The 26,594-nt window shown below is 32.3% G+C and carries 23 protein-coding genes and 1 tRNA gene; 13 read left to right on the forward strand and 11 right to left on the reverse strand.

The window, feature by feature from the left end; all coding sequences use genetic code 11:
• Positions 1-40: 40 nt before the first annotated feature.
• The 4 genes from ACTPNM_RS02600 (at position 41) to ACTPNM_RS02615 (ending at position 5,232) form a co-directional block, all read left to right on the forward strand.
• Positions 41-2,824, forward strand: coding sequence for a TonB-dependent receptor (locus tag ACTPNM_RS02600; RefSeq protein ID WP_274638986.1), 2,784 nt, complete (start codon positions 41-43; stop codon positions 2,822-2,824).
• Positions 2,825-2,931: 107 nt separating this feature from the next.
• The gene (locus ACTPNM_RS02605) at positions 2,932-3,354 is read left to right on the forward strand and encodes a hypothetical protein (RefSeq protein WP_440122816.1); all 423 of its coding nucleotides are present in this window, start codon (positions 2,932-2,934) and stop codon (positions 3,352-3,354) included.
• A gap of 126 nt (positions 3,355-3,480) precedes the next feature.
• Positions 3,481-4,209: a lysophospholipid acyltransferase family protein gene (locus ACTPNM_RS02610; protein WP_440120503.1), complete on the forward strand. Its 729-nt coding sequence runs from the start codon at positions 3,481-3,483 to the stop codon at positions 4,207-4,209.
• Between the two features lie 42 nt (positions 4,210-4,251).
• Positions 4,252-5,232 (forward strand): acyl-ACP desaturase, encoded by a 981-nt coding sequence (locus ACTPNM_RS02615; protein WP_274638988.1) that lies wholly within the window; start codon positions 4,252-4,254, stop codon positions 5,230-5,232.
• Between the two features lie 31 nt (positions 5,233-5,263).
• Here ACTPNM_RS02615 and ACTPNM_RS02620 read toward each other — a convergent pair whose 3' ends face one another.
• Positions 5,264-6,049 (reverse strand): amidohydrolase, encoded by a 786-nt coding sequence (locus ACTPNM_RS02620; protein ID WP_440120504.1) that lies wholly within the window; start codon positions 6,047-6,049, stop codon positions 5,264-5,266.
• A gap of 77 nt (positions 6,050-6,126) precedes the next feature.
• On the opposite strand from ACTPNM_RS02620, the gene ACTPNM_RS02625 reads away from it, so the two are divergent.
• Entirely contained in the window at positions 6,127-8,883 is a 2,757-nt protein-coding gene (locus ACTPNM_RS02625; RefSeq protein WP_440120505.1) for a PD-(D/E)XK nuclease family protein, read from the forward strand.
• Here ACTPNM_RS02625 and ACTPNM_RS02630 read toward each other — a convergent pair.
• The 3 genes from ACTPNM_RS02630 to ACTPNM_RS02640 form a co-directional block, all read right to left on the reverse strand.
• Positions 8,880-9,413, reverse strand: coding sequence for an N-acetyltransferase family protein (locus ACTPNM_RS02630; protein WP_440120506.1), 534 nt, complete (start codon positions 9,411-9,413; stop codon positions 8,880-8,882). The two genes, ACTPNM_RS02625 and ACTPNM_RS02630, sit on opposite strands and share 4 nt — an antisense overlap.
• 14 nt (positions 9,414-9,427) lie before the next feature.
• Positions 9,428-9,501: transfer RNA gene (locus ACTPNM_RS02635), tRNA-Ala, on the reverse strand.
• Between the two features lie 33 nt (positions 9,502-9,534).
• Positions 9,535-9,957, reverse strand: a complete 423-nt coding sequence (locus ACTPNM_RS02640; protein WP_440120507.1) for a molybdenum cofactor biosynthesis protein MoaE — start codon at positions 9,955-9,957, stop codon at positions 9,535-9,537.
• A 112-nt stretch (positions 9,958-10,069) separates the two neighbouring features.
• Here ACTPNM_RS02640 and ACTPNM_RS02645 point away from each other — a divergent pair, with 112 nt between their 5' ends.
• Together ACTPNM_RS02645 and ACTPNM_RS02650 are read left to right on the forward strand one after the other, a co-directional pair.
• Positions 10,070-11,257, forward strand: a complete 1,188-nt coding sequence (locus ACTPNM_RS02645) for a phosphoglycerate kinase (protein WP_440120508.1) — start codon at positions 10,070-10,072, stop codon at positions 11,255-11,257.
• Between the two features lie 132 nt (positions 11,258-11,389).
• Entirely contained in the window at positions 11,390-12,430 is a 1,041-nt protein-coding gene (locus tag ACTPNM_RS02650) for an NADP(H)-dependent aldo-keto reductase (RefSeq protein ID WP_440120509.1), read from the forward strand.
• A gap of 73 nt (positions 12,431-12,503) precedes the next feature.
• Here the strand turns inward: ACTPNM_RS02650 and ACTPNM_RS02655 are convergent, their stop codons facing one another.
• The 4 genes from ACTPNM_RS02655 to trpS all read right to left on the reverse strand — a co-directional run bounded on the left by ACTPNM_RS02655 (position 12,504) and on the right by trpS (position 14,715).
• Positions 12,504-12,692: a hypothetical protein gene (locus ACTPNM_RS02655; RefSeq protein ID WP_440120510.1), complete on the reverse strand. Its 189-nt coding sequence runs from the start codon at positions 12,690-12,692 to the stop codon at positions 12,504-12,506.
• Between the two features lie 271 nt (positions 12,693-12,963).
• Positions 12,964-13,269, reverse strand: a complete 306-nt coding sequence (locus tag ACTPNM_RS02660) for a DUF6370 family protein (protein ID WP_440120511.1) — start codon at positions 13,267-13,269, stop codon at positions 12,964-12,966.
• Between the two features lie 80 nt (positions 13,270-13,349).
• The gene (locus tag ACTPNM_RS02665; protein WP_115899774.1) at positions 13,350-13,604 is read right to left on the reverse strand and encodes a hypothetical protein; all 255 of its coding nucleotides are present in this window, start codon (positions 13,602-13,604) and stop codon (positions 13,350-13,352) included.
• A 142-nt stretch (positions 13,605-13,746) separates the two neighbouring features.
• Entirely contained in the window at positions 13,747-14,715 is a 969-nt protein-coding gene (gene trpS, locus ACTPNM_RS02670; RefSeq protein WP_440120512.1) for a tryptophan--tRNA ligase, read from the reverse strand.
• 249 nt (positions 14,716-14,964) lie between these two features.
• On the opposite strand from trpS, the gene ACTPNM_RS02675 reads away from it, so the two are divergent.
• The 3 genes from ACTPNM_RS02675 (at position 14,965) to ACTPNM_RS02685 (ending at position 19,575) form a co-directional block, all read left to right on the forward strand.
• The gene (locus tag ACTPNM_RS02675) at positions 14,965-15,678 is read left to right on the forward strand and encodes a lysophospholipid acyltransferase family protein (RefSeq protein WP_440122817.1); all 714 of its coding nucleotides are present in this window, start codon (positions 14,965-14,967) and stop codon (positions 15,676-15,678) included.
• Positions 15,650-16,291, forward strand: a complete 642-nt coding sequence (gene trhA, locus ACTPNM_RS02680) for a PAQR family membrane homeostasis protein TrhA (protein ID WP_440120513.1) — start codon at positions 15,650-15,652, stop codon at positions 16,289-16,291. The genes ACTPNM_RS02675 and trhA overlap by 29 nt, the downstream gene beginning before the upstream one ends.
• A gap of 149 nt (positions 16,292-16,440) precedes the next feature.
• Positions 16,441-19,575, forward strand: coding sequence for a M43 family zinc metalloprotease (locus tag ACTPNM_RS02685; RefSeq protein WP_440120514.1), 3,135 nt, complete (start codon positions 16,441-16,443; stop codon positions 19,573-19,575).
• A gap of 57 nt (positions 19,576-19,632) precedes the next feature.
• Here ACTPNM_RS02685 and ACTPNM_RS02690 read toward each other — a convergent pair whose 3' ends face one another.
• Positions 19,633-20,103 (reverse strand): CYTH domain-containing protein, encoded by a 471-nt coding sequence (locus tag ACTPNM_RS02690; RefSeq protein ID WP_440120515.1) that lies wholly within the window; start codon positions 20,101-20,103, stop codon positions 19,633-19,635.
• Positions 20,104-20,195: 92 nt separating this feature from the next.
• On the opposite strand from ACTPNM_RS02690, the gene recO reads away from it, so the two are divergent.
• From recO to ACTPNM_RS02705, 3 genes are read left to right on the forward strand one after another with little or no spacing between them, the layout of a single operon-like run.
• Entirely contained in the window at positions 20,196-20,918 is a 723-nt protein-coding gene (gene recO, locus ACTPNM_RS02695; protein WP_440120516.1) for a DNA repair protein RecO, read from the forward strand.
• A gap of 1 nt (position 20,919) precedes the next feature.
• The gene (locus ACTPNM_RS02700) at positions 20,920-23,385 is read left to right on the forward strand and encodes a TonB-dependent receptor domain-containing protein (RefSeq protein WP_440120517.1); all 2,466 of its coding nucleotides are present in this window, start codon (positions 20,920-20,922) and stop codon (positions 23,383-23,385) included.
• 11 nt (positions 23,386-23,396) lie between these two features.
• Positions 23,397-23,678, forward strand: a complete 282-nt coding sequence (locus ACTPNM_RS02705; protein WP_274639002.1) for a DUF3817 domain-containing protein — start codon at positions 23,397-23,399, stop codon at positions 23,676-23,678.
• A gap of 81 nt (positions 23,679-23,759) precedes the next feature.
• Here the strand turns inward: ACTPNM_RS02705 and moaD are convergent, their stop codons facing one another.
• Both moaD and ACTPNM_RS02715 read right to left on the reverse strand, forming a co-directional pair.
• Positions 23,760-24,002 carry a molybdopterin converting factor subunit 1 gene (moaD, locus tag ACTPNM_RS02710; RefSeq protein WP_440120518.1) on the reverse strand — a complete coding sequence of 81 codons (243 nt, stop codon included), beginning with the start codon at positions 24,000-24,002 and terminating at the stop codon, positions 23,760-23,762.
• A 9-nt stretch (positions 24,003-24,011) separates the two neighbouring features.
• Positions 24,012-26,477 (reverse strand): DUF5686 family protein, encoded by a 2,466-nt coding sequence (locus ACTPNM_RS02715; RefSeq protein WP_440120519.1) that lies wholly within the window; start codon positions 26,475-26,477, stop codon positions 24,012-24,014.
• Between the last annotated feature and the right edge of the window lie 117 nt (positions 26,478-26,594).

The following is a 26,594-nucleotide window of genomic DNA, read 5'->3' on the forward strand; positions in this document are numbered from 1 at the left end:
GGATATTTGCACCTGCATTTAATAACAATTAGATTAAAAAATGAAAACATTTAAAAATGTATTACTTGTAGCTTTGTTCTTTGTAACAGCTACAGTTTTAGGTCAAACAAAAATTACTGGTACAGTAGTTGACGAAATGGGGGAGCCATTACCAGGAGCTAACGTTGTAGTAAAAGGGACTACAAACGGTTCAGCAACTGACTTTGATGGAAAATTTATACTAAACGCTAGCTCAAACACAGGAGCAGTAGTAGTATCGTTTGTTGGGTATACTAACAAAGAAGTGTCTTTTTCTGGAGCTTCTGATTTAGGAACTATTGCTTTAGAGCCTTCCAATGTATTAGGAGAGGTTATTATCACTGGGGTTGTTGATATTGCAAAAGATAGAAAAACTCCAGTAGCTGTATCTACTATTAAATCTGAAGAAATCCAAGAAAAACTTGGATCTAAGGAATTTCCAGAAATTTTAAATACTACTCCTTCTGTTTATGCAACAAAGCAAGGTGGTGGTTTTGGTGATTCAAGAATTAATATTCGTGGTTTTGACCAAAGAAATACAGCTGTTATGATTAACGGGATGCCTGTTAATGATATGGAAAATGGTTGGGTATATTGGTCTAACTGGGCTGGTCTATCTGATGTAACTTCTGCTATGCAAGTGCAAAGAGGTTTAGGGTCTTCTAAATTAGCTATTTCTTCTGTTGGTGGTACTATAAACGTATTAACTAGTTCTGCTGATAAAAAAGAAGGAGGTAGAGTTTATGCTAGTGTAGGAAATGATAATTATTTAAAAACAACCGTTTCTTACAATACAGGTTTGTTAGAAAATGGTTTATCTGTTTCAGCTTTGTTCGGTAGAGTGGCTGGAGATGGTTATGTTGATGGTACTGAGTTTGAAGGATATAATTTCTACTTAGCTTTAGGTTACAAACCTAATGAAAATCACGACTTTCAGTTCACGGTAACAGGAGCTCCTCAAAGGCATAACGGTAGAGGTTATGCACCTTCATTAAATGATTATATTAATTATGGTGATGGAGTTGACCCTAACAGGAAGTATAACTCTGATTGGGGGTATAGAAACGGTAAAGAAGAAACTTTTAGTGGGAACTTTTACCACAAGCCTGTTGCTTCTTTAAACTGGGATTGGAGAATAAACGATAATTCTAAATTGTCTACAGTATTATATGCCTCTTTAGGGAGAGGAGGATCAGTTGGGTCTATTGGACGTATTAATGGAAATCAGTCTTTTGGATCTAAATTAAAAGATGAAAATGGTTTAGTTCGCATTGATGATATTATAAGATGGAACAGAGGAGAAGAGGTAGTTGATTTTGGTGGAGGACAATATAACGACCCTACTATGAGAAGTCAATTCAATGGAGCGTATGTTAATACAGGTAATGATGGTCATCCTACAGGTGAAGGTAAATACGGAAGTGATAACGGTATTTCTCAAAGATCTTCGATGAATTCTCATAACTGGTTTGGAGCAATTTCAAACTTCAATACTAAACTAACTGATGAGTTAACATTGGATTTTGGAGTTGATTTAAGAACTTACAAAGGAATTCACTATAGGAGGTTAGTGGATTTAATGGGAGCTGATAGTTATGTTGATTATGATAATATAAATACCCCTGATGGAGCTGTAATTACTGAGACATACGCTCCAGAAATTTCAAATATTTGGAATGTTTTCAAAAGTGTAGATGATGAACAAAAAATAGATTATTATAATGACGGAAAAGTAAATTGGATGGGAGCTTTTACTCAGTTAGAGTATAGTAAAGATAATATTTCTGCATTTATTCAAGGAGCAGTTTCTCGTCAAGGATTCCAAAGAATAGATTACTTTAACTATTTAGATTCTGACCCAGAGCAGGCATCGGATTGGCAAAACCTTTGGGGAGGTAATATTAAAGGTGGAATTAATTGGAATATAAATGAACAACACAATGTGTTTGCAAATGCAGGTTATTATTCTAAGCAACCTTTATTTGATGCTGTTTTCCCAGATTATAACTCTAATACTGTAAGTGAGGGGTTAACCAACGAAAAAATTTTAGGTCTTGAAGTAGGGTATGGTTTTAGACACGAAAACTATAACGTAAACATTAACTTATATAGAACATCTTGGAAAGATAGATTTTTGACAGCATCTGGTGAATTTGATATTAATAATACACCTAGTGATGATAGAGATGATATTAGAGGGACAGCTAATTTACAAGGAGTTGAGCAAATTCATATGGGAGTTGAGTTAGAGGCAACAGCTAAATTTGGTAACTTAACAGTTAACTTAATGGGATCAATCGGTAACTATGAGTATGGTTCTGATGTTGTTGCAACTTATTTTGATGAATCTAATAACCCAATTATTGTAGGAGGAGTGGAACAAGAGAAAACATTGTATTTGGAAGATAAAAAAGTTGGAGATGTACCTCATACTACTTTCAGATTAGGGTTTGATTATAAAATCACTGAAGGGTTGAAGTTTGATATCAGCCAGTTCTATGTAGCCAATTTATATGGGTCTATTGATGCAGATGGATTCACTTCTCAGGATTCTGAATCATTAAAATTGCCTGGTTATTCATTAACTGATGCTGGAATTTCGTACAAGTATACTTTTAAGAATGATAACTCTTTAGGGTTACGTTTTAACGTAAATAACTTAACAGATGAGTTATACATTTCAGAAGCAGATACAAATAATGCTGCTCGTCCTGGAGATACAACTTGGAATGGTATTAATACTTCTAACAGAGTGTTTTTTGGTTATGGTAGAACTTGGAACTTAGGGTTGACTTATACTTTTTAATGTCAAACTTTAAGAAAAAATAAATTCAAAAACCACCTCAATTGAGGTGGTTTTTTTATGCAGAAAATTCAGTATTTTTACACTAACTAAAAATGTATAAAATCATGATGAAAACTTTGCACTCTTATTGGGCATATATTGTATTAGCAGTTTTAATTTTTACTGTTGTAAATGCTATTATAGGATTAGTACAAAAAAAAGAATTTACCCATAAAGAGTTTCGTTTAGGGTTGTTTACTTTAATTACAACTCATATTCAACTATTAATAGGTTTAGGATGGTATTTTATGTCTCCTTGGTATAAGGCCTTAAAATCTAACGGAGGTGAAGTAATGAAAGAACCAATGGCAAGACTATTGGCTATTGAGCACCCATTAACCATGATAATTGCCATCGTGTTAATCACGATAGGTTGGTCAAAACATAAAAAACAAGTAAAAAGCGAAGCTAAGTTTAAAACCTTTACCATCTTTTATGGTTTAGCTTTAGTACTAATTCTCGCAAGAATTCCTTGGAGCAATTGGTTTTAAGATAAAATTATAGTCCCGCTTCCGCGGGATTTTCTATTTTTGCGCACTAGTAATGTTTTAATAATGAAATCGGTATGATTAACTTATTAAATAAAAGACTAAGCAAATAACAAAACAACTAATAGAATGAAGGTTTTAAGTTATATACTCTCATCAATCTTTGCATTGGTGTTTTTTTCTTTATTATTAATTTTTCATCCATTACAATGGTTAGGTCTTAAGCTCTTTGGACAAGAAGGACACCAGAATGTAGTAAATATTATGAATTGGTTCCTCATAAAATCATTATTGATATTAGGAATTAGAGTTCAGTTTGAAAATAAACAGGATTTACCAGAAAATACAACCTTAATTTTTGTCGCAAATCATCAAAGTACATTTGATATTCCGCCAATTATTTGGTATCTTAGGAAACACTACCCAAAATTTGTATCAAAAAAAGAGCTAGGAAAAGGAATTCCTAGTATTTCCTTCAATTTAAAACATGGAGGAGCGGCTTTAATTGATAGAAAAGACGCCAAACAAGCATTGTCAGAATTAGGAAAATTTGCGAAACGCATAAACCAGAATAAATGGTCTGCGGCTATTTTTCCGGAAGGAACAAGAAGTAGAACAGGAAAACCTAAGTCATTTTCTGTTAACGGGCTTAAAATGATAGCTAAATACAATCCAGAAGCCTATGTTGTTCCAATATCAATTAATAACTCATGGAAAGTATTTAAGTACGGAAAATTCCCGTTAGGAATTGGAAGCCCGATAAAGATAAAAACCCACAAACCAATAAAAGTAAGCAGTTTACCGTTTGATGAGTTAATTTCGAAAACAGAAACAGCTGTAAAGTCTGGGATATACTAAACGAAAACAAACAACAATAAATATAAACCCTTAAAGTAAATTATGTCAATACAAAACATTCGAAAGGAAGTAATGCAAACGCTGGAAAAAAACATTGACAGTTTTGTAGACAGATTCTTAATGCCAATTGAAAAAATTTGGCAACCAACCGATTTTTTACCCAATTCACAACAAGATTCTTTTATAGAAGAAGTAAAAGAGATTCAAGAACTATCAAAAGAGCTTGATGATGATTTTTGGGTGGTTTTAGTAGGAGATACTATTACCGAAGAAGCTTTACCAACTTATGAATCTTGGTTATTAGACTTAGATGGAGTAACACAACAACCAGATAATGGTTGGGCAAAATGGATTCGTGCTTGGACCGCTGAAGAAAACCGTCATGGAGATGTGTTAAATAAGTACTTATACCTATCTGGAAGAGTAAACATGCGTGAGGTAGAAGTATCAACACAACATTTAATAGCTGACGGATTTGATATTGGTACAGCTACCGATCCTTACAAAAACTTTGTGTATACAAGTTTTCAGGAATTAGCAACGTATGTTTCGCACTTAAATGTTGCTAAAATAGCAAAGAAAAAAGGACACAAAGCCTTGGCAAAAATGTCTCGAATTATTGCAGGAGATGAAATGCGTCACCACTTAGCGTATACTGAGTTTGTAAAAGAGATTTTTAAAATTGATCCAAGTGAAATGATGTTAGCGTTTCAACACATGATGAAGCATAAAATTGTAATGCCTGCAATGCATTTAAGAGAGTCATTTGGGGAAAAAGGAAGTCTGTTTGATGATTTTTCAACCGTTGCGCAAAGAATAGGTGTATACACTGGTTTTGATTATGTTGATATCGTAAGAAAACTAAATGAAGCTTGGGAAATAGATAAGATTACTAATCTAACTCCAGAAGCAGAAAAAGCACGAGATTTCTTAATGAAATTACCAGACAGAATGTACCGAATCACTGAACGTATTGTAGTACCTGATACAAAGTTCAATTTTAAATGGATGATTCCTGCATAAAAGTAAAAAAGCAACCTATTAGGTTGCTTTTTTATTGAAGTATAAATTCGTCTCTATCATCTAAGAATTGAAATCGATTACGAGTTTTTATTTGTATTTCTTTATCTAATTCAACAATCAATATTTCTTCAGTTCCTTGGTTGTTTTTTGCTAAACAGTTTCCTAAGGTATCGTAACAAACCGTATTTCCTGTATACTCATATTTGTTAGCATCAACACCTGCTCTATTTACACCAATTGTATAGCTCATATTTTCAATAGCACGAGCTTTTAATAAACTATCCCAAGCTTCAATACGCGGTTTAGGCCAACTCGCCACATATAGCAATAAATCATAGTTTTCAGTATTTCTAGCCCATATAGGAAAGCGCAAATCATAACAAATTAGCGGACAAATTTTCCATCCTTTATAGTCAACTGTAATTCTATCAGTTCCTGCAGAAAAAACCTCATGTTCACCCGCTAGGGTAAACGTATGTTTTTTATCATACGTGTCTATTTTTCCTGAAGGATGAACAAATAACAATCGATTGTAAAAATGATTATTTTCAGAAACAACAATACTACCAGTAATAGCTATAGATTTTTTTTTAGCTAAATTTTTTAGCCATTGTACTGTTTCACCTTCCATAGTTTCAGCAACATCTGAAGCATTCATAGTGAAACCAGTAGTAAACATTTCAGGTAAAATAACTAAGTCGATATCTTCAGTCAAACTGTTTGTTTTTTCCTCAAATTGTTTTCTGTTTGCTGTTGGATTTTCCCAAATTAAATCCGATTGAATCAAAGCTACTCTTAAGTGATTCGTTGTGTTCATGAATATAGGCTATTTGTACTCTCAAAAATAGGATAAAAATTGTACTTTCGATTCAAGCTAAAATCATTTTATAAAAAATGCAGTCTTTTATTTCAGAAACGTTAGATACTATTTTACAAAGCACCAAATCGTTTGAGAATGTTGTGTTTGTGCTGCCTTCACAAAGGGCGGGAGTTTTTGTAAAAGAAACGTTTAAAAATAAAATTTCAGCAGGCTTCTTACCAGAAATTATAAATATTGGAGATTTCGTTGAAGAAATTTCAGAAATGAAAAAGGTAGACTCCGTTCAGCTACTTTTCCATTTTTATACAATCTATAAAATACAAGAAGAAAAGCCAGATTCATTTGATGTGTTTTCATCTTGGGCATTTACCGTATTGCAAGACTTTAATGAAATCGATCAGCATTTAATTAATACACGAGAAATATTTGTGTACTTACGAGATATACATCGTTTAAGAAAATGGTCGGTAAAGGGAGAGTTTCAAGAAACTGAATTGATGAAAGATCATTTTGCTTTCATGGAAAAGTTGAACAAATATTACGATGCTTTTTATCAGTTTTTACTTGAAAATAATATCGGGTATCAAGGGGTTTTGTATAGAGAAGCGACCAAAAAAGTAGCAAACTTTATTAGTGAAAATCATAAAAAAAAGTACTTTTTTATAGGGTTTAATGCTTTAAATGCTGCGGAAGAGTTCTTGTTTGAACAATTTTTATTAAACGGAAATGCAGAAGCATATTGGGATATTGATAGAACGTTTTATGAGAGCCAACATCAAGCAGGAAGCTTTTTAAGAAAGTACAAAACTCGTTGGAAATATTATCAACAATACCCAATTCAAACCATTAAAGAGTATTTTTCAGAAGAGAAACATATTGAAGTAATTGGAGCGTCTAAAAACATTACACAGATAAAATATGCAGGAGAAATTTTAGCCAAACTTCCTAATTATAACAATACAGCATTAGTGTTGGCAGATGAAACGCTGTTGCCAATTACTTTAAACTCGTTGCCTAAGAGTGTAGATGCGGTAAATATTACAATGGGATATCCGCTAAAAGATATTCCTACAACAAGTTTAGTTTTTGCAATCTTTCATTTATTTATCAATCAAGAAAAGTTAGAAAAGAAGGAAGAAAATCTTTTTTATCATAAAGATGTAGTCAGATTAGTAAAAGATGCAACAATTTATACGCTACTACAAATAAATGAAGAAAAGAATATTGCAGATGTAATTTCAGAAGCTGTAGCCAAAGAAAACAACACATTTGTTAGCCAAGAAGAAGTAACTACATTTTTATCCCCTGTAAATGAAGAAATAAAGAAAAATATAAAGAGTATTTTCAATCCGTTTTCATCAATTAGTGAATTTTTAAACAGAATAATTGAGTTGATTAATTTGCTAAAAGAGAATACGAATGAACTGGAAAAAGAATATTTATTCCGTTTCTATACCGCATTTACTCAGTTACAAAATTTACATAATGAATTTGGTTACGTACAAGACTTAAAAACCTTGCATCAATTTTTTAGACAATTAATCCAGTCAGAAAGTTTATCATTTCAAGGAGAACCGTTACAGGGATTGCAGTTAATGGGAGTGTTAGAAACACGTGTGTTAGATTTTGAAAATGTAATCATAACTTCAGTAAATGAAGGAATTTTACCAGCCAACCAACAGCAAAACACTTTTATTCCTTTTGATGTAAAAATAGAGTTTGGATTACCAACCTATAGAGAAAAAGATGCACTTTTCTCGTACCACTTTTTTAGATTACTACAACGTGCAAAAAATATTTACATTTTGTATAATACAGAGCATGATGTGTTTGGAAGTGGAGAAAAAAGCCGTTTTGTAACGCAGTTAGAAATGATGCGAGATGATATTACAGAAAAAATTATAAGTCCGAAAGTAGTAACATCACCTGTGCAGTTAAAAGAAATTCAAAAAGATGAAAAAGTACTAGAACGCTTACAAGAATTAGCTCAAAAAGGAATTTCTCCATCAGCACTAACCAATTACTTGTACAATCCGATTGCTTTTTACAAGCAGAAAATTTTAAAAATTAATGAACTAGACGACGTTGAAGAAACGGTTGCTACAAATACTATGGGAACTGTTGTGCATGATACTTTGGAAGAATTATATAAGCCCTTTGAAGGAAAATTTCTGCAAGTAGGAGATATTGAGAATATGCAGAAAAAAACAAAGGAACTAGTAAGCTTTTATTTCTCAAAACATTTTAAAAATGGAGATTTAACCACAGGAAAGAATCGATTAATTTTTGAAGTTGCGAATCGTTTTGTAGAGAACTTTTTAGCTAAAGAAAAACAACTCTTAAAAGACGAAAATAACCAACTGAAAGTAGTAGCTACTGAGCAAGAATTGTCTTCAGAAATTATGGTTGAAGGAATTAATTTTCCGATAAAAATAAAAGGAATTGTAGATCGTATTGATGAGCTAAATGGAGTTGCTAGAATTATCGACTATAAAACAGGAATGGTGGATAGTACAAACTTAAAAGTACTCGATTTTGAAGCTATACGCGATTTAAAGTATCATAAAGCTATTCAGGTAATGTTGTATGCTTTTTTATACACTCAACACACAAAATTTAATTTTGAAAAACCACTAGAAGCAGGAATAATCTCGTTTAAAAATTTAAAAAGTGGTTTTTTACAAATGAACTTTTCATCCAATTACCGAAAGCCTGATAATGCTATTACAGAAGAAAAATTAGAAGAATTTATGGCTGAAATAAAGAATCTGTTAACGGAATTATACGACCCGACAATCAATTTTATTGAGCCTACCGATTTACCTTATTAAATCTCTAAATAAATAATTTCCCAGTCATGATTGTTACTTTTGTAGGTTTTTAAAGTTTTAAAACCAATGGCTTTATGCGCGTTGATAGATCGAGTGTTTTTTTCGTCAATCTCTGTAATAATAGAATCGTATATTCCAGTGAATTCTTCCTTCATTTTAGCATACAATCCTCTAAAAATACCTTTTCCTCGGAAGTGTTTGTCAATACAAACTTGCCCCATTAAAATATAGGGTTTAGCTCCTTTTGAAGTTGTGTCTATTTCATCAAACATAGGAATGAGAATTGGAATGTCATTTCTAAAACTTTTAGACATTGAAAGAGCATAGCCAATGACTTTACCATCATTCCTAGCAATAATATGCGGGTGCATATCGTTCATTTTTTGAAGTATTTCTAAATCATGACGAACAGTAACAAAACCCTGTTCTTTTTTATCTGTTTCTGATAATTTTTCAGGCAAATTTTGTCGCTGTAAATCCAATATCTGAAGCAAATCGGTTTGGTTAGTAGCCGTAATAAATTCAATCATGATTAAAAAAATAGTGGAGCATATCGGAGTCGAACCGATGACCTTTTGACTGCCAGTCAAACGCTCTAGCCAACTGAGCTAATGCCCCTAGTTAAAACTAACATATCCAAATATAGTATTTTTAAGGATGCGCATTTACCCAAACCTCACCATCTTTAAAAAATTCTTTTTTCCAAATAGGAACTGTTTCTTTTAGGGTGTCAATAGCATACTGGCAAGCTTCAAAAGCAGCTTTTCTGTGTGGAGAAGAAACCGTAATAATTACAGGAATATCACCAATAGTTAATAAACCTTCTGCATGATGTATGGCTATTTTTGTCACTCCAAATTTTTCCAAAGCAGCGTCTGCAATTTTTTGCATTTCTTTTATGGCCATTGGTTTATAAGTAGAGAAATCTAATTGAGTTACTTGCTTGTTTTGCGTAGCATTTCTCACAGTACCTACAAAAACAGCAATTCCACCACAAGAAGGATCATCTACAAAATCGTAACATTTTTGTAGGCTAAGTCTATCCGAAGTTATTTTTATGGAAGTTGTATTCATAATCTCCAGTATGTAAGTTTAACAAAGATATAAGATTGAAAGCTTAAAAAGAATAGAAACCAATCAGATTTAAATAATTATTTTTGTTAGCTGAAACAGAACACAACTTAAGATGAAAACATTGAACGATTTCAATTTTGAAAATAAAAAAGCATTAATCCGTGTAGATTTTAATGTGCCTTTAAATGATAGTTTTGAAGTAACTGACGATACAAGAATTCAAGCAGCAAAACCAACTATTATAAAAATATTAGAAGATGGTGGTAGCTGTGTTTTAATGTCTCACTTAGGGCGTCCAAAAGGAAAAGAAGATCAATTTTCGTTACGTCATATTGTTAGTAAAGTAACAGAAGTTTTAGGTGTACAAGTTAAGTTTGTAGATGACTGTATTGGTTCAACTGTTGAAGATGTGGTTACAAACTTAAAAAGCGGTGAGGTTTTATTATTAGAAAACTTACGTTTTTACCCAGAAGAAAAAGCAGGAGATATTGCTTTTGCTGAACAATTGTCTAAATGGGGAGATGTGTATGTAAATGATGCTTTTGGTACAGCACACAGAGCCCATGCTTCTACTGCTATTATTGCGCAATTTTTTCCAGAAAATAAATGCTTCGGAAACTTATTAGCAACAGAGATTGAAAGCATTGATAAAGTATTAAACAACTCAGAAAAACCAGTAACTGCTATTTTAGGAGGAGCAAAAGTGTCGTCTAAAATTGGAGTGATTGAAAATATTATTGAAAAAGTAGATCATATCATCGTTGGTGGAGGAATGACGTTTACGTTTATCAAAGCTCTAGGAGGAAAGATTGGAAATTCACTAGTTGAAGAAGATAAATTAGAGTTAGCATTAGAAATATTAGCTAAAGCGAAAGAAAACAATACAGAAATTCACTTACCAGTAGATGCAGTTATTGCAGATGCTTTTTCAAACGATGCAAATACACAAGTAGTAGATACTAATGAAATTCCAGATGGATGGATGGGATTAGACTGCGGACCTAAAACCGTTGAAAAATTTGCTGAAGTTATTGCAAAATCAAAGACTATTTTATGGAATGGCCCTTTAGGTGTTTTTGAAATGGAAAAGTTTGCCCAAGGAACCATTGGTTTAGGAAATGCTATTGAAGAAGCCACTAAAAACGGGGCGTTTTCATTAGTAGGAGGAGGAGATTCGGTTGCAGCTGTAAAACAATTCGGATTTGCGGATAAAGTGAGTTATGTATCTACAGGTGGAGGAGCGATGTTAGAAATGTTAGAAGGACAAACCTTACCAGGAATTGAAGCAATTTTAAAATAATTCGTCATTTCGAGCGGTAGCGAGAAATCTCATTAAGGAAGTAACTTTCAAGTTAAAGATTTCTCAATCTAAACTCTTTCGAAATGACTATTGGTTTGCAGTAAAGTAAGCCTTTAATAATTACAGAATAATATGAAATATACAACACTACCCAATACCGATGTAAAAGTTTCAAAAATTTGTTTAGGAACTATGACATGGGGACGACAAAATACAGAAGCCGAAGGTCATGAACAAATGGATTATGCCTTAGAACAAGGGGTGAACTTTTTTGATACTGCGGAATTATATTCTGTTCCTGCTACTCCAGAAACCTATGGAGCAACAGAGAAAATAATAGGTTCTTGGTTCAAAAAAACAGGAAATAGAGAGAAAGTAGTGTTGGCTTCTAAAATCGCAGGAGGAGGTGATTACACAGCTCATATTAGAACAGGTGGTTTCAATAGAAAGAATATAAGCGAAGCCATTGAAGGGAGCTTAAAACGCCTACAAACCGATTATATTGACTTATACCAACTGCATTGGCCAGATCGTGGGGTAAACTGTTTTGGGGTACGTGATTATCCATACAAAACCTCTGCAAAAGAAGCTGAAAAGCATTTAGAAATTTTAGAAACGCTGAATGATTTTGTGAAACAAGGAAAGATTAAACACGTTGGTTTGTCTAACGAAACTCCTTGGGGAACGATGAAGTACTTACAAACTGCAGAACAGCAAGGTTTACCAAGAATGGTAACGATTCAAAACTCATACTCATTAATTCATAGAGGGTATGAAGTAGGGATGTCTGAGGTTTCGATGAGAGAAAATATAGGTTTATTAGCTTATTCTCCATTAGCACAAGGAGTATTAACAGGAAAATATATCGATGGAAAAACTCCAGAAGGAGCAAGGGGAACTTTATTTCCACGTTTTATTGCACGATATAAAAATGAAGGCTCGGAAAAAGCAGTTTTAGAGTATCAAAAAATAGCGAATAAACACGGATTAACGTTAACTGAACTATCATTAGCATATATCAATCAGTTGCCATTTGTAACGAGCAATATTATTGGAGCTACAAAAATGAGTCAGTTAAAAGAGAATATTAATTCAATTAATATTGAATTGTCTGATGCTATTTTAGCAGAGATAGAAACTGTGCATAAAGTGATTCCAAATCCAGCGCCATAGTTGGAGTGTAGATAAAAATGAAAACGCCTGAAAAATATTTTTCAGGCGTTTTTTATATCAATATATTTCGATACTAACAAACACAGTGAGACCAATCTAAACCATACTTTTCCATTTGATCCTGTATGTAAAAATCTCTATCCCCTTCACGCCAAGCAGTTCTACAAAAGTCTGCACAGTCATAAAACATTCTTCCTCCTTTAATTTCTTCTTGGTCTTTTCTGTTTAATCTTTTTCCTAGATTTAAAATTTGTTTTTTCATAATAATAACGATTTAATTAATTTGATTAAATCCCTGAACATTTTATAGACACTCAAGGTTTATGTCTATTTTTTCTCGCGAAAGAATTTTAATGAGTTTAAAAATACTATTTTTATTGTAAATGTTCACAAAATCAGCGATTTAATTCTGTTGGGGTGTTGTTTTGATAAGGTAGAAAGGGTAGATTATTATAAAAATGAAAATATTTTTGAAGTAATAAAAAACCGAAGTAATAATTACTTCGGTTTTTATTTATATAGAGGTCTAAAAATCATTCTTCTACAATTTTAAAAGAAGAAGCTTTAAACTTACCACCTTCAATCTTTCCAGTAACTTCTGCTTTTCTAACAACATTGCAAAAACCGATATTTTTATCATGGGCATCACCATAATCATCAATGTGTGCACCATCAATAAAATAGGCTTGTCCATCTACTTTTACAGCTAAATCACAGCCATGTTGGCTATCTAAACCAAACTTACATTGACCGCATGAAGCTTCTACTATTTGTGTTTTTTCTTTTGGAGTACTACAGGCAACGATTCCTAAGAATACTAAAATTAATAATTTTTTCATGTTGTGAATTTATAAAAATAAGCATAAAAAACCCAGAATAAATTTATTCTGGGTTTAGTTAATTATGATATTTAAACCTCCTAGCTCTCCTCTTCACCAACAAGTTCTCCTTGCGTGGTTACAGAGCCAGTAGTTGCGTTTCCATATACTGGAGTTTCATTTCTTAGAATATCAATTACTCTAGCAAAATTATCTGCTGTCATATATGGAGTTTCTTGTCTTTTCCCCTGAAATGTTGTAAAGTAAAACTTACCCAAATCAATTTTAGGATCCCATAAAGCCTGATAACCTTTTAATTTTGTCCATCCTGTTGTTCCTTGTGCATAATGTGGCATAATATGTTAGTTTGAGGTTAATAGTAGTGTAAAACTATCAAAAAACACAACTAACAAAGGTTACCTATTCCCTGTTTTTCATAGGGATATACTCCTGATTTTTTAAGGATAAAATGACTTATTTATTAGGTGGTATAAATTATTAGTATCCTATTTTTTCTCTAACTCTTTGTAGCACATCTTTGGCAATTGAACGAGCTTTTTCTGCACCTACAGCTAAAGCTTCATCAATTTCATGGCGGTTTTCCATATAGTGATTATACTTAGCGCGTACATCAGAAAATTTATCAATAATCAATTCATATAAAGCTTGTTTTGCATGTCCGTAGCCATAACCACCATTTTCATAATTAGTACGCATTTCGGCTATTTGCTCTTCCGAAGCTAATAATTTATATAAAGCGAAAACATTATCAGTATCTGGATCTTTTGGATCTTCTAGAGCTTTACTATCTGTTTGAATTCCCATAATTTGCTTACGTAACTTTTTGTCTGGTAAGAAAATATTGATGAAATTATTTCGAGATTTACTCATTTTTTCACCATCAGTTCCAGGAACTAATTTTGTGTTTTCATTTATCTTTGCTTGAGGTGGAACTAAAGTTTCACCCACAATATTATTAAACCTGTTAGCAACGTCGCGTGTCATTTCTAAATGCTGCAATTGATCTTTTCCTACAGGAACAACTTCAGCATCGTACAATAAAATGTCAGCTGCCATTAACATAGGGTAGGTAAATAATCCAGTATTTACATCAGCTAAACGATCAGCTTTATCTTTAAAACCATGTGCTAATGTTAAACGTTGGTATGGAAAAAAACAGCTTAAATACCAAGTTAATTCAGTAACTTCAGGAATATCACTTTGGCGATAAAATACTGTTTTGTTAATGTCAATACCACAGGCAAGCCAAGTAGCCGCAACACTATAGGTGTTTTCTCGCAATTCGTTTCCGTCTTTAATCTGTGTTAAAGAATGCATGTCGGCAATAAAAATAAACGATTCGTTTTTAGAATCATTTGCCATTTCAATTGCAGGTAAAATTGCTCCTAATAAATTCCCTAAATGTGGGGTTCCTGTACTTTGTACTCCTGTTAAAATTCTTGACATAAGTCTGTTTTGAAATGTTTTTAAATAAGTGCTTGCTTAAGTGAGCAAAAATAAGCTTAAAATTTATCAAACAAAAGAAATTACTACATTCGCATATTAGGGGAACCTTGATACTAAATTTTTTTGATAGAAGAAGTACAAGGTTAGTTAGTTGATTATAATTTAGAAGAATTGAAGTATATATTTTTTCCTATTCGTTTTATTTGGCGTGTTTGGTTCTACACACTAATTGTAGTTTCAATATTAATAATGGCGCCTTTTATGCTGGTTTTAACTTCAGATGAAAAGTATTATCCAGTTTTTTGGAAGGTGGTAAGAGCATGGGCTTATTTTTTAATCTACGGAATGGGGTTCCGATTAAAAGTTGAAAAAGAGCAAGAAATTGATCGAAACAAAAGTTATATGTTTTGTGCTAACCATGCGTCATTTATAGATCCATGGATTCTAATAGCTATGAGTAAAAACCCAATAGTTTTCGTTGGGAAGAAAGAATTAGCAAAATTTCCAATTTTTGGTTTCTTTTACAAAAAAGTGGTTATTGTAGTTGATAGAAGTGATTTAGAAAGCCGAAAAAGAGTATACGAAGAAGCTCATAGTAGGTTAAAGAATGGAACAAGTGTTGCTATTTTTCCTGAAGGATTAGTACCTGCTGAAAACATTGTTTTAGCACCGTTTAAAAACGGAGCATTTAGCTTAGCTATCGAGCACCAAATACCGATTGTTCCTCAAGTGTATTATGATGGAAAACGTTTATTTTCTTGGGATTTTTTTAAAGGATCTCCAGGAATACTTAGAGTAAAACAATGCGCATTTATTGAAACGGATAACTTAGAAGCTAAGGATAAGAAAAAACTTAAAGAAGAAACATATGATGTGATATACAATGAATTAATAAATGATGAGTTGTATATGAAGGATACTAATCGACCTAACAATGAGCGAGAATTTAAATCACTTTTATAGCGAAAAAGAAGAAAGATTAAACATCCTTACTCACGGGTTTGGTTTGCTACTAAGTATAGTAGCTCTTCCCTTTCTTATCCAAAAATCACTAAGTTATCATAACTTTTGGAAAGCTGCTAGTTTCTGTATTTACGGATTGAGTTTAGTAATTCTATATGCAGCATCTACTTTTTATCACGCAGCTAAAAAACCTAAGCTTAGGCGAAGACTTAATATTTTTGATCATGCAGCCATTTATGTATTAATAGCCGGAACGTATACTCCGTTTTGTTTGGTTGTATTACTACCAAAACTAGGTTGGTATATGTTTATTTTTGTTTGGCTATTTGCCATTACCGGAGTTGTATTAAAGTTATTTTTTACAGGACGGTTTGATAAACTATCAACTGCGTTGTACTTATTAATGGGATGGCAAGTTGTTTTTGTAATAAAACCTTTAATGGAAAATTTATCAAATGAAGGGTTGTCGTATCTTTTTCTTGGTGGAGTTTTTTATACTGTAGGAGCTATTTTCTATTCCTTAAAAAAAATAAAGTATAGCCATGCAACCTTCCATGTTTTTGTATTGTTGGGTAGTTTGAGTCATTTTTTAGCTATTTTCTTTATTGACTAACTTTTTACGGTAAAAAAATAAAATATCTGTAAAATTAAAGTTAAAAAACTTGTTATAGGTAATTTATTGTTTGTATTGGTTAGTATTGTATCAAATTGATTTGATTTATAACTGTAGGTTTGTTTTAAGTAATTTAAAATCAATCAATTATGAAACAAAAGAACATTTTGTTACCCTTCTTCTTTTTGTTGTTTTTCTGTGTTGAGACTGCGCCAGCTCAAGACTGTAAGGTTACAAGTGAAAATCAAAAGGTATTTTTAAAATACCCCGAATCAAAAAAAGAATTTGACAAATTTAACAGCTACACAAAAAATGTAGTTAGAAAAAAACAAACTTCACTTTTTAATAAAGTTGGAGAGACTTATACCATTCCAGTGGTTGTACATGTTTATGGTTCAGTTCAGCACGGACAAACTGTAACATATGATAAAATAAAAGTTGCGTTAGATAAATTGAATGAGGATTTTAACGGACTTAATGATGACTTTAATACAGTTGACCCTGTTTTTTCAGGAAGAAGAGGTGCTCTTAGTATTAGGTTTGCTTTAGCAAAGATAGATCCTAACGGAGGTAGTACTAATGGCGTGGTTTTTTATCCAGAAAAATCAGGATATGGAAACGGAGGTGGTTATGACGATCAAATTGCAGCAGACGCATGGGATAACTATAAGTATATGAATGTATACATTATGGGGGATTTATATGCAGATGGAAGTGTAACAAACTCTGGCGTTGCATGGTATCCAAATACTGCAATGTCTGATAATAATACTGCTAGAGTAGTTTATAATGGGCGTTACATTCATGGGAATACGGATAAAGAGTTTGCTTCGGTATTAACGCATGAATTTGGTCATTGGTTAAATCTTATACACACGTTTGAAGGTGGATGTAATGATCCAAATGGAGATTATGTAGATGATACTCCAAAAGAAGATTCTAATTCAGGAGATGATGGGTGTACGGTTGGAGCAAGTGATTGTGGTAATTTAATTAATTATGAAAACTACATGGGGTACGATGCTGCTGCTGGTTGTGGAAAAATGTTTACACAAGGGCAAATTGATAGAATGCTTACAGCATTACAGCACCCAGCCCGTAAGCCTTTGTGGCAACCTGATAATTTAACAGATACAGGAGTAAACTTAAATGGGGCATCTCTAATAGTGGATTCTACCACAGTAGAAGAAGCATTATCAAATGATGGTTCAATAGTTGATGAAACTAAAAATATATCTATAGAAGGAACGACTTTCTCAGTTTCTTCAGGAAGTTTAATTTCTGGGACTCATTTTGATGCTAGCCTTCCTCAAGGCTTATCAGCTCAAATAACTGTACTTAACAATAAAACACTTAGTGTGAAGTTTACAGGACAAGTAACAAACCATTCCAAATTAAATAATACTACAGGTTCTGTTATGTTTAAAGATGCTGCAATTTCTGGAGGAAGTTCTTCTTTAAACTCTGATAAAGTAACGTTTAGTTTTTCTTTTTATGACCCTTATAAAGTAGTGTATTTTGATAATCAAGATTACACAGCTAACTCTGGAAACACTTGGACTTTTTTTACAATAAACGATGCTAGTAATAATAGGTTTGGAACTTTTTATGAGAAGAACTCATTAATATTAGAAACATATAAAAAGGCATTAGTATGTCAATCGGGAACTAGAAATGTAAAACCAATTGAGCTGAATACTATAATAGACGAACAAAGTTCTTGGGTTGATGGAGGTGCGTATCCTGATTTGCATGTAATTAGAAATGCAAGTTATACCTCTTGGGATGGTAAAACTGCTTATATAGGTTTTCAATTAGAATTATACACAGGAAAAACTAATTACGGTTGGTTCAGAGTTAGTGTTAACAATGACGGCACGTCGTATACGTTACTAGATTATGCATATAGTACAGAACCTTTTGGAGCAATCAAAGCTGGAAGTAAAGTGTGGGATGGAAATACAGGAGCTACTTGTAGCGATGGAATTCAAAATGGAGATGAAACTGGTGTAGACTGTGGTGGTTCTTGTGAGCCTTGTGCAGTGGTATATTGTGATTCCAACGGAAAGAGTGTAAATGATGAATTCATTAGTAAAGTTGAATTAAATAGCATTAGTAATAGTTCGTCAGGATCAAGTGGCGGATATGAGGATTATACATCTACAGTATCAACTAACTTATCAAAAGGAGGAGATTATACAATAACTATAACACCAAGCTGGAGTAGTACTATTTATTCTGAGGGGTATAGTGTTTGGATTGATTACAATCAAGACGGAGATTTTATAGATACAGGTGAACAGGTTTGGAGTAAAACGGCGTCAAAAGATACTTCAGTAACAGGGCAATTTACTGTGCCTAGTTCAGCAATTTCAGGAGATACTAGAATGAGAGTGTCTATGAAATATAACAGTATACCTACGTCTTGTGAATCGTTTAGTTATGGAGAGGTAGAGGATTATAAGGTTGTTATTGGTGATGGAAACTGTAGTGATGGAATTCAAAATGGAGATGAAACAGGAGTTGACTGTGGAGGTTCTTGTGAACCGTGTAGTACAAATGATGACATTGTATATGTTGATATAGATGACCTAACGGTAACCTCAAGTGACCCTTGGAAGTTTTTTAGAATTGAAGTAGGAGACGATGCAGATTATGGAGCTTGGTATACTAGCAACTCAGTGCGATTAGAAACTTACAATAAAAGTATTGTTTGTGAAGGAACAACTAGTAACGTGTCTTATTTAGCAGAAGGGGTTTCTGTTGGAGCGTCAAGTAATTTTATAACAAACTCTAACCCTTATACAATTAGCTCATCCAATTATACGTCTTGGAATGGAAAGACTGGCTTTATCGGGTTTACTTTTAAAATAAACGGAAGCATACACTATGGATGGTTTCATGTTTTGGTAGCAAACGATGGGTTATCTTATACGTTGACAGATTATGCTTACAATAAAACGGCAAATTTGCCAATTACAACAGTAAAAAGAAGTGGAGTTGTAGGACCTAACGATGAAAAGTTAAATAATAGTGGAGTTATCTCTGCAATACCTAACCCATTTGTAACACAAACAAAAATTGATATTTCCAGTATTTCAAAAGATGGAGCTATTCGATTAGATGTCTATGATTTATTGGGAAGACATGTACATAGTAAAGAGATTCAATCCCCTTCTACATTTATATTAATAGATGAAAGTATACTAAAGAAAGAAGGTATGTATTTGTTAAAGATACAGTCAGGAAAACAAGTAAAAACTCTTAGTATTCTAAAAAAATAAGAAAAGAGTTTTAATTAGGGGAGTAAAAGCTGTTTGGAAAATTTTCAAACAGCTTTTTTACCACTTATTATAAGGTAACTTACTTAGGTTTGAGTTATAGTATTTAGGAACTCCAGTAACTTCTTCACCTAACCACTCAGGTTTTGTAAAACTTTCATTTTCACTTTCTAATTCAACTTCAGCAATAAGTAAGCCATTATTATCTCCTAAAAATTCATCTACTTCAAAAGTATGATTGTCAATTTTTACTAAATATCTATACTTTTCAATACTACCTTTTTCACATAAGTCAAAAAGACTTTCAGCTTCTTTTTTATCAATTTCTTTTTCCCATTCAAATCGAGTAGTTCCATTAGCATTTGATGGCCCTTTGATGGTTAAAAAACCAGTATCGTCTTTTAAACGAACTCGTACAACTCTTTCTTTATTTGAATTTAAAAAACCTTGTTTTATGTAGTTTTTTTGAAAAGCTTCTTGTTTAAACTCAATAGATTTTACCAAGAATTTTCGCTCTATCTCTGTTGCCATGTTAAAGGAATCAATTTTACACGAATGTACTATTTTTGTTGATATTATTGGTATATCTTTGATTAATGATTTTAATAGTTAAACTTGGTTAAATGGCAGTAATTACTACAAAAGCCATTGTTTTAAGCTCTCTTAAATATGGAGACACTAGTTTGGTTGTAAAATGCTTTACTTTACAAGAAGGAGTAAAATCGTACATGATAAAAGGAGTGCTAAAATCAAAAAAAGGAAAGTTAAAGCCTGCGCACTTTCAACCACTAACACAATTAAATCTTACTGCAAATCACAGCAATAAAAGCTCGTTACATTCTATTAAAGAAGTGCAAGTGATTCATCCGTATGAAACCATTTATACTTCTATAGTAAAACAATCAATTGTACTGTTTTTATCAGAAGTGTTATCATATATTTTACAAGAAGAGGAAGAAAATAATCCTTTATACAGTTATATTGAAACATCTTTAATTTGGTTAGATACACATGATGAGGTTGCAAACTTTCACTTACTGTTTTTATTAAATTTATCTAGATATCTAGGCTTTTATCCAGACACAACCAATATTGATAAAACAGCATTTAATTTGTTAGAAGGAAGTTTTACTGATACTGAATATGAAAAATTAACGATTTCAGAAAAAGAAATAATGCTGTTTAAAAGCTTGTTAGGCATAAATTTTGATGTGATTAACTCAATTTCTTATTCAAAAAAAGAAAGACAAATTATTCTCCGAATTATAGTTCAGTATTATGAATTACACTTGGAGGGATTTAGAAAACCTAAATCATTAGATATTTTAGAAACCGTATTTAATTAATATGAAACACAGAATTACTGTATTTTTTTTACTTTTTGTTACCACAATTTTTTCTCAAACCATTACTGTTATTGATGCTGAAACAGGTAAACCTGTAGAGGCTGTTGCTGTTTTTAATAAAGATAAAACAGCATCGGCGGTAAGTGATGAATTAGGAAAAATTGATATTTCTGACTTTAAGAAAAATGAGTTGCTTACGTTTACCCATGTGTCATATGCACAGTATCAAGAAAAAAAATCAGTAATAAAAAAGAATAACTACCATGTTTATTTATCAAAAAACTCAGAACAATTAGATGAGGTAGTTGTCTCTGTTTTTAAAAACAGAGAAAAAACTAATCGTATTGCAGAACAAATTGCGGTAGTATCTTCAAAAGAAATAGAGAAATTATCACCACAAACATCAGCAGATTTATTAGCGAGTGTTCCAGGAATAAAAGTTCAGAAATCACAGTTCGGGGGAGGAAGTCCTGTTTTACGCGGAATGGAAAGTAACCGAGTTCTTTTGGTAGTTGACGGTGTTCGTATGAACAATGCAATTTATCGAAAAGGACACTTACAAAACTCAATAACAGTAGCTCCAAATCTATTAGACAGAACAGAAGTTGTTTTTGGTCCGTCGTCAGTAATTTATGGTTCTGATGCATTAGGTGGGGTTATTCACTATTATACTAAAACCCCAAAACTATCGGAAAAGGGAAGTGAAATAAAAGGAAATACATTTTTGCGATATAGTTCAGCAAATAATGAAGTAACCAATGTGGTTTCTGCTGAATTAAGATTCAAAAAATGGGCATCTTTTACAAGTATAGCTCATAGTAATTTTGGAGACTTAAAGATGGGAGAAAATCGTTCTCATGGCTTTGATAATTGGGGAAAGGTTCCTTATTATTCCAATAATACAAACACTTTTTATAGTGATACGCCAGTTGCTAATTCTGACCAAAATTTACAAAGAAATACAGGTTACAGTCAAACAGATGTATTGCAAAAGTTTTATGTGCCTTTTTCAAAAAATACAGATTTTAAATTAAACATTCAATATTCAACTTCTTCTGATATACCTCGTTTTGATAAGTTAAATGAATTGAAAAAAGGAAGTTTAAAATTTGCTGAATGGTATTACGGACCACAAGAACGTTTGTTGATTTCTCCGCAGTTAATTATCAACCCAAAGAAAAAGTGGATGGATAATGGAACCATCACTTTAGCTTATCAAAATATAAAAGAAAGTCGTATCCAACGAAAGTTTGGAAGCCTAGATAGATCTTACAGAAAAGAAAGTGTGGATGCTTTTAGTTTGAATGGAGATTTTACAGTACCGTTAGCAGAAAATAGAAATTTAGGATATGGAATTGAAGTAACTTACAATGATGTGGAATCTAATTCTTACGGAAAAACGTTACGAGTTAATGATAGTAACATAATTGGCTTTGATGGAGATTTTACAGTACAGTCGCGTTACCCTGATGGAGGAAGTAGTTATTTTAGCTCTGCTTTTTATGTAGATTACCGTCAAGATATTAATAGCAAATCAACATTAAACACAGGAATTAGAGGAACAAATACTGTATTGAAAGCAAAGTGGTTGGATGAAACTTTTATTGATATTCCTCAAAATGATATTCAGTTAGATAATCAATCATTAACAGCAACTATAGGGTATGTATACAAGCCTAATAAAACATGGCAGTTAAATACAGTATTATCTTCTGGTTTTAGATCACCAAACATTGATGATGTAGGAAAGATAAGAGAGAAGAATGGAAAAGTAACTATACCAAATATTAGTTTAAAACCAGAACATGCATATAATGCTGAAATAGGTGCTCAAAAATATTTTAATAATAGAAAATTTAGAGTTGGGGCAAATGTGTATTATACTTTATTGAATAACTACATCTATAGAGAGAGTTTTGAGCTGAATGGAAGCTCAATTATCGAATATGATGGAGAAGATGGAGCCATTGTTGCTAATGTAAATAAAGGAACAGCATATGTTACAGGCGCAACAGTAAGTTATCAAGGTAAACTACATAGAAACTGGAATACTTCTGGGTTTGTTACTTATACCTATGGTAAAACTTATGATACCAACGAACCAATGTCGTCTATTCCACCGTTATTTGGTCGTTTTGATTTAAGTTATGTAAACAAGAAGTTTGAAGGTGGAGCTAACTTAGTTTTTAATGCAAAGAAAGATATTTCAGACTATAATATAACTGAAGGTATTGATAACCATGAACAAACACCAATTGTTAACGCGAATGCTACCGAAGATATTGATAAATACTACGGAAGTCCTAGTTGGATGACTGTTGGATTATATGGTAAATTCCAGTTCACAAAAAACATAGCTTTACAAGCGCAATTGTCTAACTTATTTGATGAACATTATAAGGAATTTGCTTCTGGAGTTTCAGCTGCAGGACGTAATATTTCAGTATCTTTGCTAACCAATTTTTAAGTAAAAATTCAATGATTAATTTTTTTAAGTTAGTAAGTTTATTAGAAGGGATATCTTATATTTTATTACTTTTTATAGCGGTTCCAATTAAATATTTACAAGGAAATCCAGAGTATGTAAAAATGTTGGGTATGCCTCACGGATTGTTATTTGTAGGATACATAGTGTTAGCAATCATGTTAAAGTATGAGCTAAACTGGAATGGTAAAACTTTCGGAATAGTTTGTTTACTTTCTATCTTACCTTTCGGAACATTTTTCGTCGGAAAATACCTTAAACAAGAAACCGTATAACAATGGGGTAACGTTCTCATGTAGCAATGTATAAATGTAAAATTGAGACATTATCAAATTTTAAAATTGCTACATTGAATATCATCCTCCGCTAACTGGAGGGATAATTGCGATTACATCATTTTCTTTTATGAGTATATCGTCTGTAGCGTAACTTTCGTTAATGGCTACTGCATATGAGCTCATTTTTTGTAGCTCAGGGAATTCTGCTACAAGAAATTCTTTAAAGTTAGCAACAGTGATTTTGTTAGGAAGTTCAATTTCTAATGAAGAACTATCAACTAAATCTGTTGCCATACCGAAAAATAGAATGCTTATTTTCATATAACAAATCTACAATTTTATACCGAAAACAACTCTGTTTTCATGTTTTCCGTTAAAGTAAGAGCGAGCAAAATCTACACGTAAAAAACGCCATTTTCCAATACCAACATTATCTAAACCAATAGCAAATTCAGAATAAGGTTTATTACCCGCAGTAAATAATCCTTTTGCTCCAGTAACTAGATGAAAGTTGAGTTTGTTTAACAAAGGAACCTTGCTTAATAATGCTCCTTTAAAGTTATATTCTCCATGGAGCTCAGCGTATTTATCATTAGAACTTAACTTATAATACGGTAGCATGTAAAAGTTGTCCAAATAGTTGTCTTTTGGAGCTATTAACAAGCGATTTCCGTTAAAATGAGCATAATCCATAAAGGGAATATCTTTTTTCTCTAAAAACATACCTCCTTTTGCTTTGTAAGCAAATTCACCCCAGTTACCTAGGTTGATTTGTTGATACAATTGAGAAAAAATCACATCTGAATTCCACTCAGAATTTTCTGATCCGAAGTTTTTTTGATAGCCAATGTATAGTGATGGGTACTTACGACTAGGGATGTTGTATTTTCCATCAGGATATGATAAATATTTTTGTCCAAAATTAATGTTGGCTCCTAAAGAAAAAGTCCACATTTGATGAGGTATAAAACCTGTTGAAAAATCGGCAGGATTTTGCGGACTGTTAGAAGTATAGTTTACATCGTCTTGCGGAAACATTACATAATCAGTTGTATTAAATAATGGTTTTCTATCTGCAAATTCTAAAGAAGAAAACATACGTATTCCGTTCGTTACTTCTTGAGAAAAGGATGCTTTGGCAAATGCCTTTTCATAAATTTTCAAATAGTTTCTTTCAAAACCAATAGAACTTATTGTGTTCCAAAACTTAGAAATGGGTTGTTTTGGGTTGAACTGTGGTGTAGCAATTCCTCCAGAAATTGTTAAAACAGGTCGTGTAGTATTGTTCCAACGATAGTTAAAGTTGGCTGTAGGTCGCACTTTTTTCTCTGAAAAACCATAATTAATATCAGTCCCAATACTAAAACGTTTCCCTTTTTTGTTAAGTGATTTTCGGTAATTAACACCTAAAGAAGAGTTCCATCCTTGCACCGTATTAAAATTGAGATTTTCAATAGGAGAAGAAGTGCTTATCGACCACTTGTTATAAGAATTTTGATAGGTGTAACCAGAAAGAATATCCAACGGTTTAAACTTGTTGTTTTTTGTGTCAATCGAATCTAAATATTTCTTCGATTTTCGAATGGTTTTTATGCTGTCTTTTAATTTGTAATCCGATATTTCTTCAGAAGTTAAAGTTACAGGGCGAATTTTTTTCCAATATGTTGAATCCTTTTCAGTAGCATTTTCTGCAAACGAAAGCACTTCGTTACCAAAAGTATCTTTAGTAAAATTAGGATTAAAATTATAGTTAGAATAAGCAGCAGAAAAGCGTCCGTTAAAATGAAACCCAAATAACCCAGCTTTAAAATCTATGGTTTGTGTAACGGGCACCCAAGCTTTGTTTTTAGCAGAGAAATTATAGTTCTGTTTTATATGTAGAGAATCTACAATAGGCAAGCTTATTTGTGCGCCAGTAACAATAACATCGGCACCATAAATAGCCCAATCATCTTCAACTATATAGATATAACCACTAAAAACCCGATCGTTTTTACGTTTGGGTAAAAGTTGAATTTTGTTAATTAGTTTTCCATTTTTATCATAAAAAACACCTGTTAGTTTATAGTTGTAGTATCCAAAAGCACCATTAGCAATGGGTGAAACAACTTTAACATCAGCCAAATCAAAAGAGTTTTCATAAAAATTAAAATTTACATCTTCTGCTTGATTAAAACTAATTCCGTTGTCTTGTCCACTAACTTTTGAAGCTATAATATGTTCTTTAAAGTTTATAGGTCTTTTTTGGAAAGCGATTTTTGAGACCGTTTCAGAAAGGTATACCACACCACTTCGGGTAGAATCCAATCCACCGCCCATATCACCAATGTCTTGTCCTAAAAACTTCTTCGGTAAATCTTTTACCTTAAACAAACCACGAGAGTAAAAATCAGCAGTATACTCAGCAAACTTATCTGTGTTTTTAGCTTTATTAGCAATAGCATTTCTAATAATTTTGTTAGCAGGGTTTTCTTCAGAAGAAACAACCACTTCATCTAAGGTAACCTCTTCTTCAGCCAAAACAACATTTAGTATAAAAGGAAAAGAGTTGATTTCAACCGTTTTTTTAATGGTTTTATAACCTAACATTTGAAATATTACAGTGTGCTGTCCTATTGAGTTAAAGGCTAACTCATAATCACCATTTGTATTGGTTGTGGTACCTGTAATAGTGTTTTCTAAATATACACTTACAAAAGAAATAGGTTGGTTTTTAGTATTGGTTACCTTTCCTGTAATTTGAGAAAAGGTTATTGAAGAGCATGTTAAAAATAATAATGTAGTTATATTTTTCATAGTCAGTTAGTTGTTGGTAACAAACATAAAAGAAGAACTTTGTAAAGTGTATTTAAGAAGTGTTAAATAACTTACAAAGTTCTCTTAATATAATGTAAGACTACGAAAAATAAAAAA

Source organism: Tenacibaculum sp. Ill (assembly GCF_051938915.1).
GTDB classification, from domain to species: Bacteria; Bacteroidota; Bacteroidia; order Flavobacteriales; family Flavobacteriaceae; genus Polaribacter; species Polaribacter larymnensis.

Excerpts from the sequence above, each read along its gene's own strand:
- ACTPNM_RS02675 (WP_440122817.1), top strand. The coding sequence starts at position 14,965 with ATGGCGCCTTTTATGCTGGTTTTAACTTCAGATGAAAAGTATTATCCA.
- ACTPNM_RS02700 (WP_440120517.1), top strand. The coding sequence starts at position 20,920 with ATGAAACACAGAATTACTGTATTTTTTTTACTTTTTGTTACCACAATT.
- recO (WP_440120516.1), top strand. The coding sequence starts at position 20,196 with ATGGCAGTAATTACTACAAAAGCCATTGTTTTAAGCTCTCTTAAATAT.
- trhA (WP_440120513.1), top strand. The coding sequence starts at position 15,650 with ATGAGCGAGAATTTAAATCACTTTTATAGCGAAAAAGAAGAAAGATTA.
- ACTPNM_RS02685 (WP_440120514.1), top strand. The coding sequence starts at position 16,441 with ATGAAACAAAAGAACATTTTGTTACCCTTCTTCTTTTTGTTGTTTTTC.
- ACTPNM_RS02615 (WP_274638988.1), top strand. The coding sequence starts at position 4,252 with ATGTCAATACAAAACATTCGAAAGGAAGTAATGCAAACGCTGGAAAAA.
- ACTPNM_RS02625 (WP_440120505.1), top strand. The coding sequence starts at position 6,127 with ATGCAGTCTTTTATTTCAGAAACGTTAGATACTATTTTACAAAGCACC.
- ACTPNM_RS02620 (WP_440120504.1), bottom strand. The coding sequence starts at position 6,049 with ATGAACACAACGAATCACTTAAGAGTAGCTTTGATTCAATCGGATTTA.
- ACTPNM_RS02605 (WP_440122816.1), top strand. The coding sequence starts at position 2,932 with ATGAAAACTTTGCACTCTTATTGGGCATATATTGTATTAGCAGTTTTA.
- ACTPNM_RS02655 (WP_440120510.1), bottom strand. The coding sequence starts at position 12,692 with ATGAAAAAACAAATTTTAAATCTAGGAAAAAGATTAAACAGAAAAGAC.
- ACTPNM_RS02705 (WP_274639002.1), top strand. The coding sequence starts at position 23,397 with ATGATTAATTTTTTTAAGTTAGTAAGTTTATTAGAAGGGATATCTTAT.
- ACTPNM_RS02630 (WP_440120506.1), bottom strand. The coding sequence starts at position 9,413 with ATGATTGAATTTATTACGGCTACTAACCAAACCGATTTGCTTCAGATA.
- ACTPNM_RS02645 (WP_440120508.1), top strand. The coding sequence starts at position 10,070 with ATGAAAACATTGAACGATTTCAATTTTGAAAATAAAAAAGCATTAATC.
- ACTPNM_RS02660 (WP_440120511.1), bottom strand. The coding sequence starts at position 13,269 with ATGAAAAAATTATTAATTTTAGTATTCTTAGGAATCGTTGCCTGTAGT.
- ACTPNM_RS02610 (WP_440120503.1), top strand. The coding sequence starts at position 3,481 with ATGAAGGTTTTAAGTTATATACTCTCATCAATCTTTGCATTGGTGTTT.
- ACTPNM_RS02650 (WP_440120509.1), top strand. The coding sequence starts at position 11,390 with ATGAAATATACAACACTACCCAATACCGATGTAAAAGTTTCAAAAATT.
- ACTPNM_RS02640 (WP_440120507.1), bottom strand. The coding sequence starts at position 9,957 with ATGAATACAACTTCCATAAAAATAACTTCGGATAGACTTAGCCTACAA.
- trpS (WP_440120512.1), bottom strand. The coding sequence starts at position 14,715 with ATGTCAAGAATTTTAACAGGAGTACAAAGTACAGGAACCCCACATTTA.
- ACTPNM_RS02665 (WP_115899774.1), bottom strand. The coding sequence starts at position 13,604 with ATGCCACATTATGCACAAGGAACAACAGGATGGACAAAATTAAAAGGT.
- ACTPNM_RS02715 (WP_440120519.1), bottom strand. The coding sequence starts at position 26,477 with ATGAAAAATATAACTACATTATTATTTTTAACATGCTCTTCAATAACC.
- ACTPNM_RS02690 (WP_440120515.1), bottom strand. The coding sequence starts at position 20,103 with ATGGCAACAGAGATAGAGCGAAAATTCTTGGTAAAATCTATTGAGTTT.
- ACTPNM_RS02600 (WP_274638986.1), top strand. The coding sequence starts at position 41 with ATGAAAACATTTAAAAATGTATTACTTGTAGCTTTGTTCTTTGTAACA.
- moaD (WP_440120518.1), bottom strand. The coding sequence starts at position 24,002 with ATGAAAATAAGCATTCTATTTTTCGGTATGGCAACAGATTTAGTTGAT.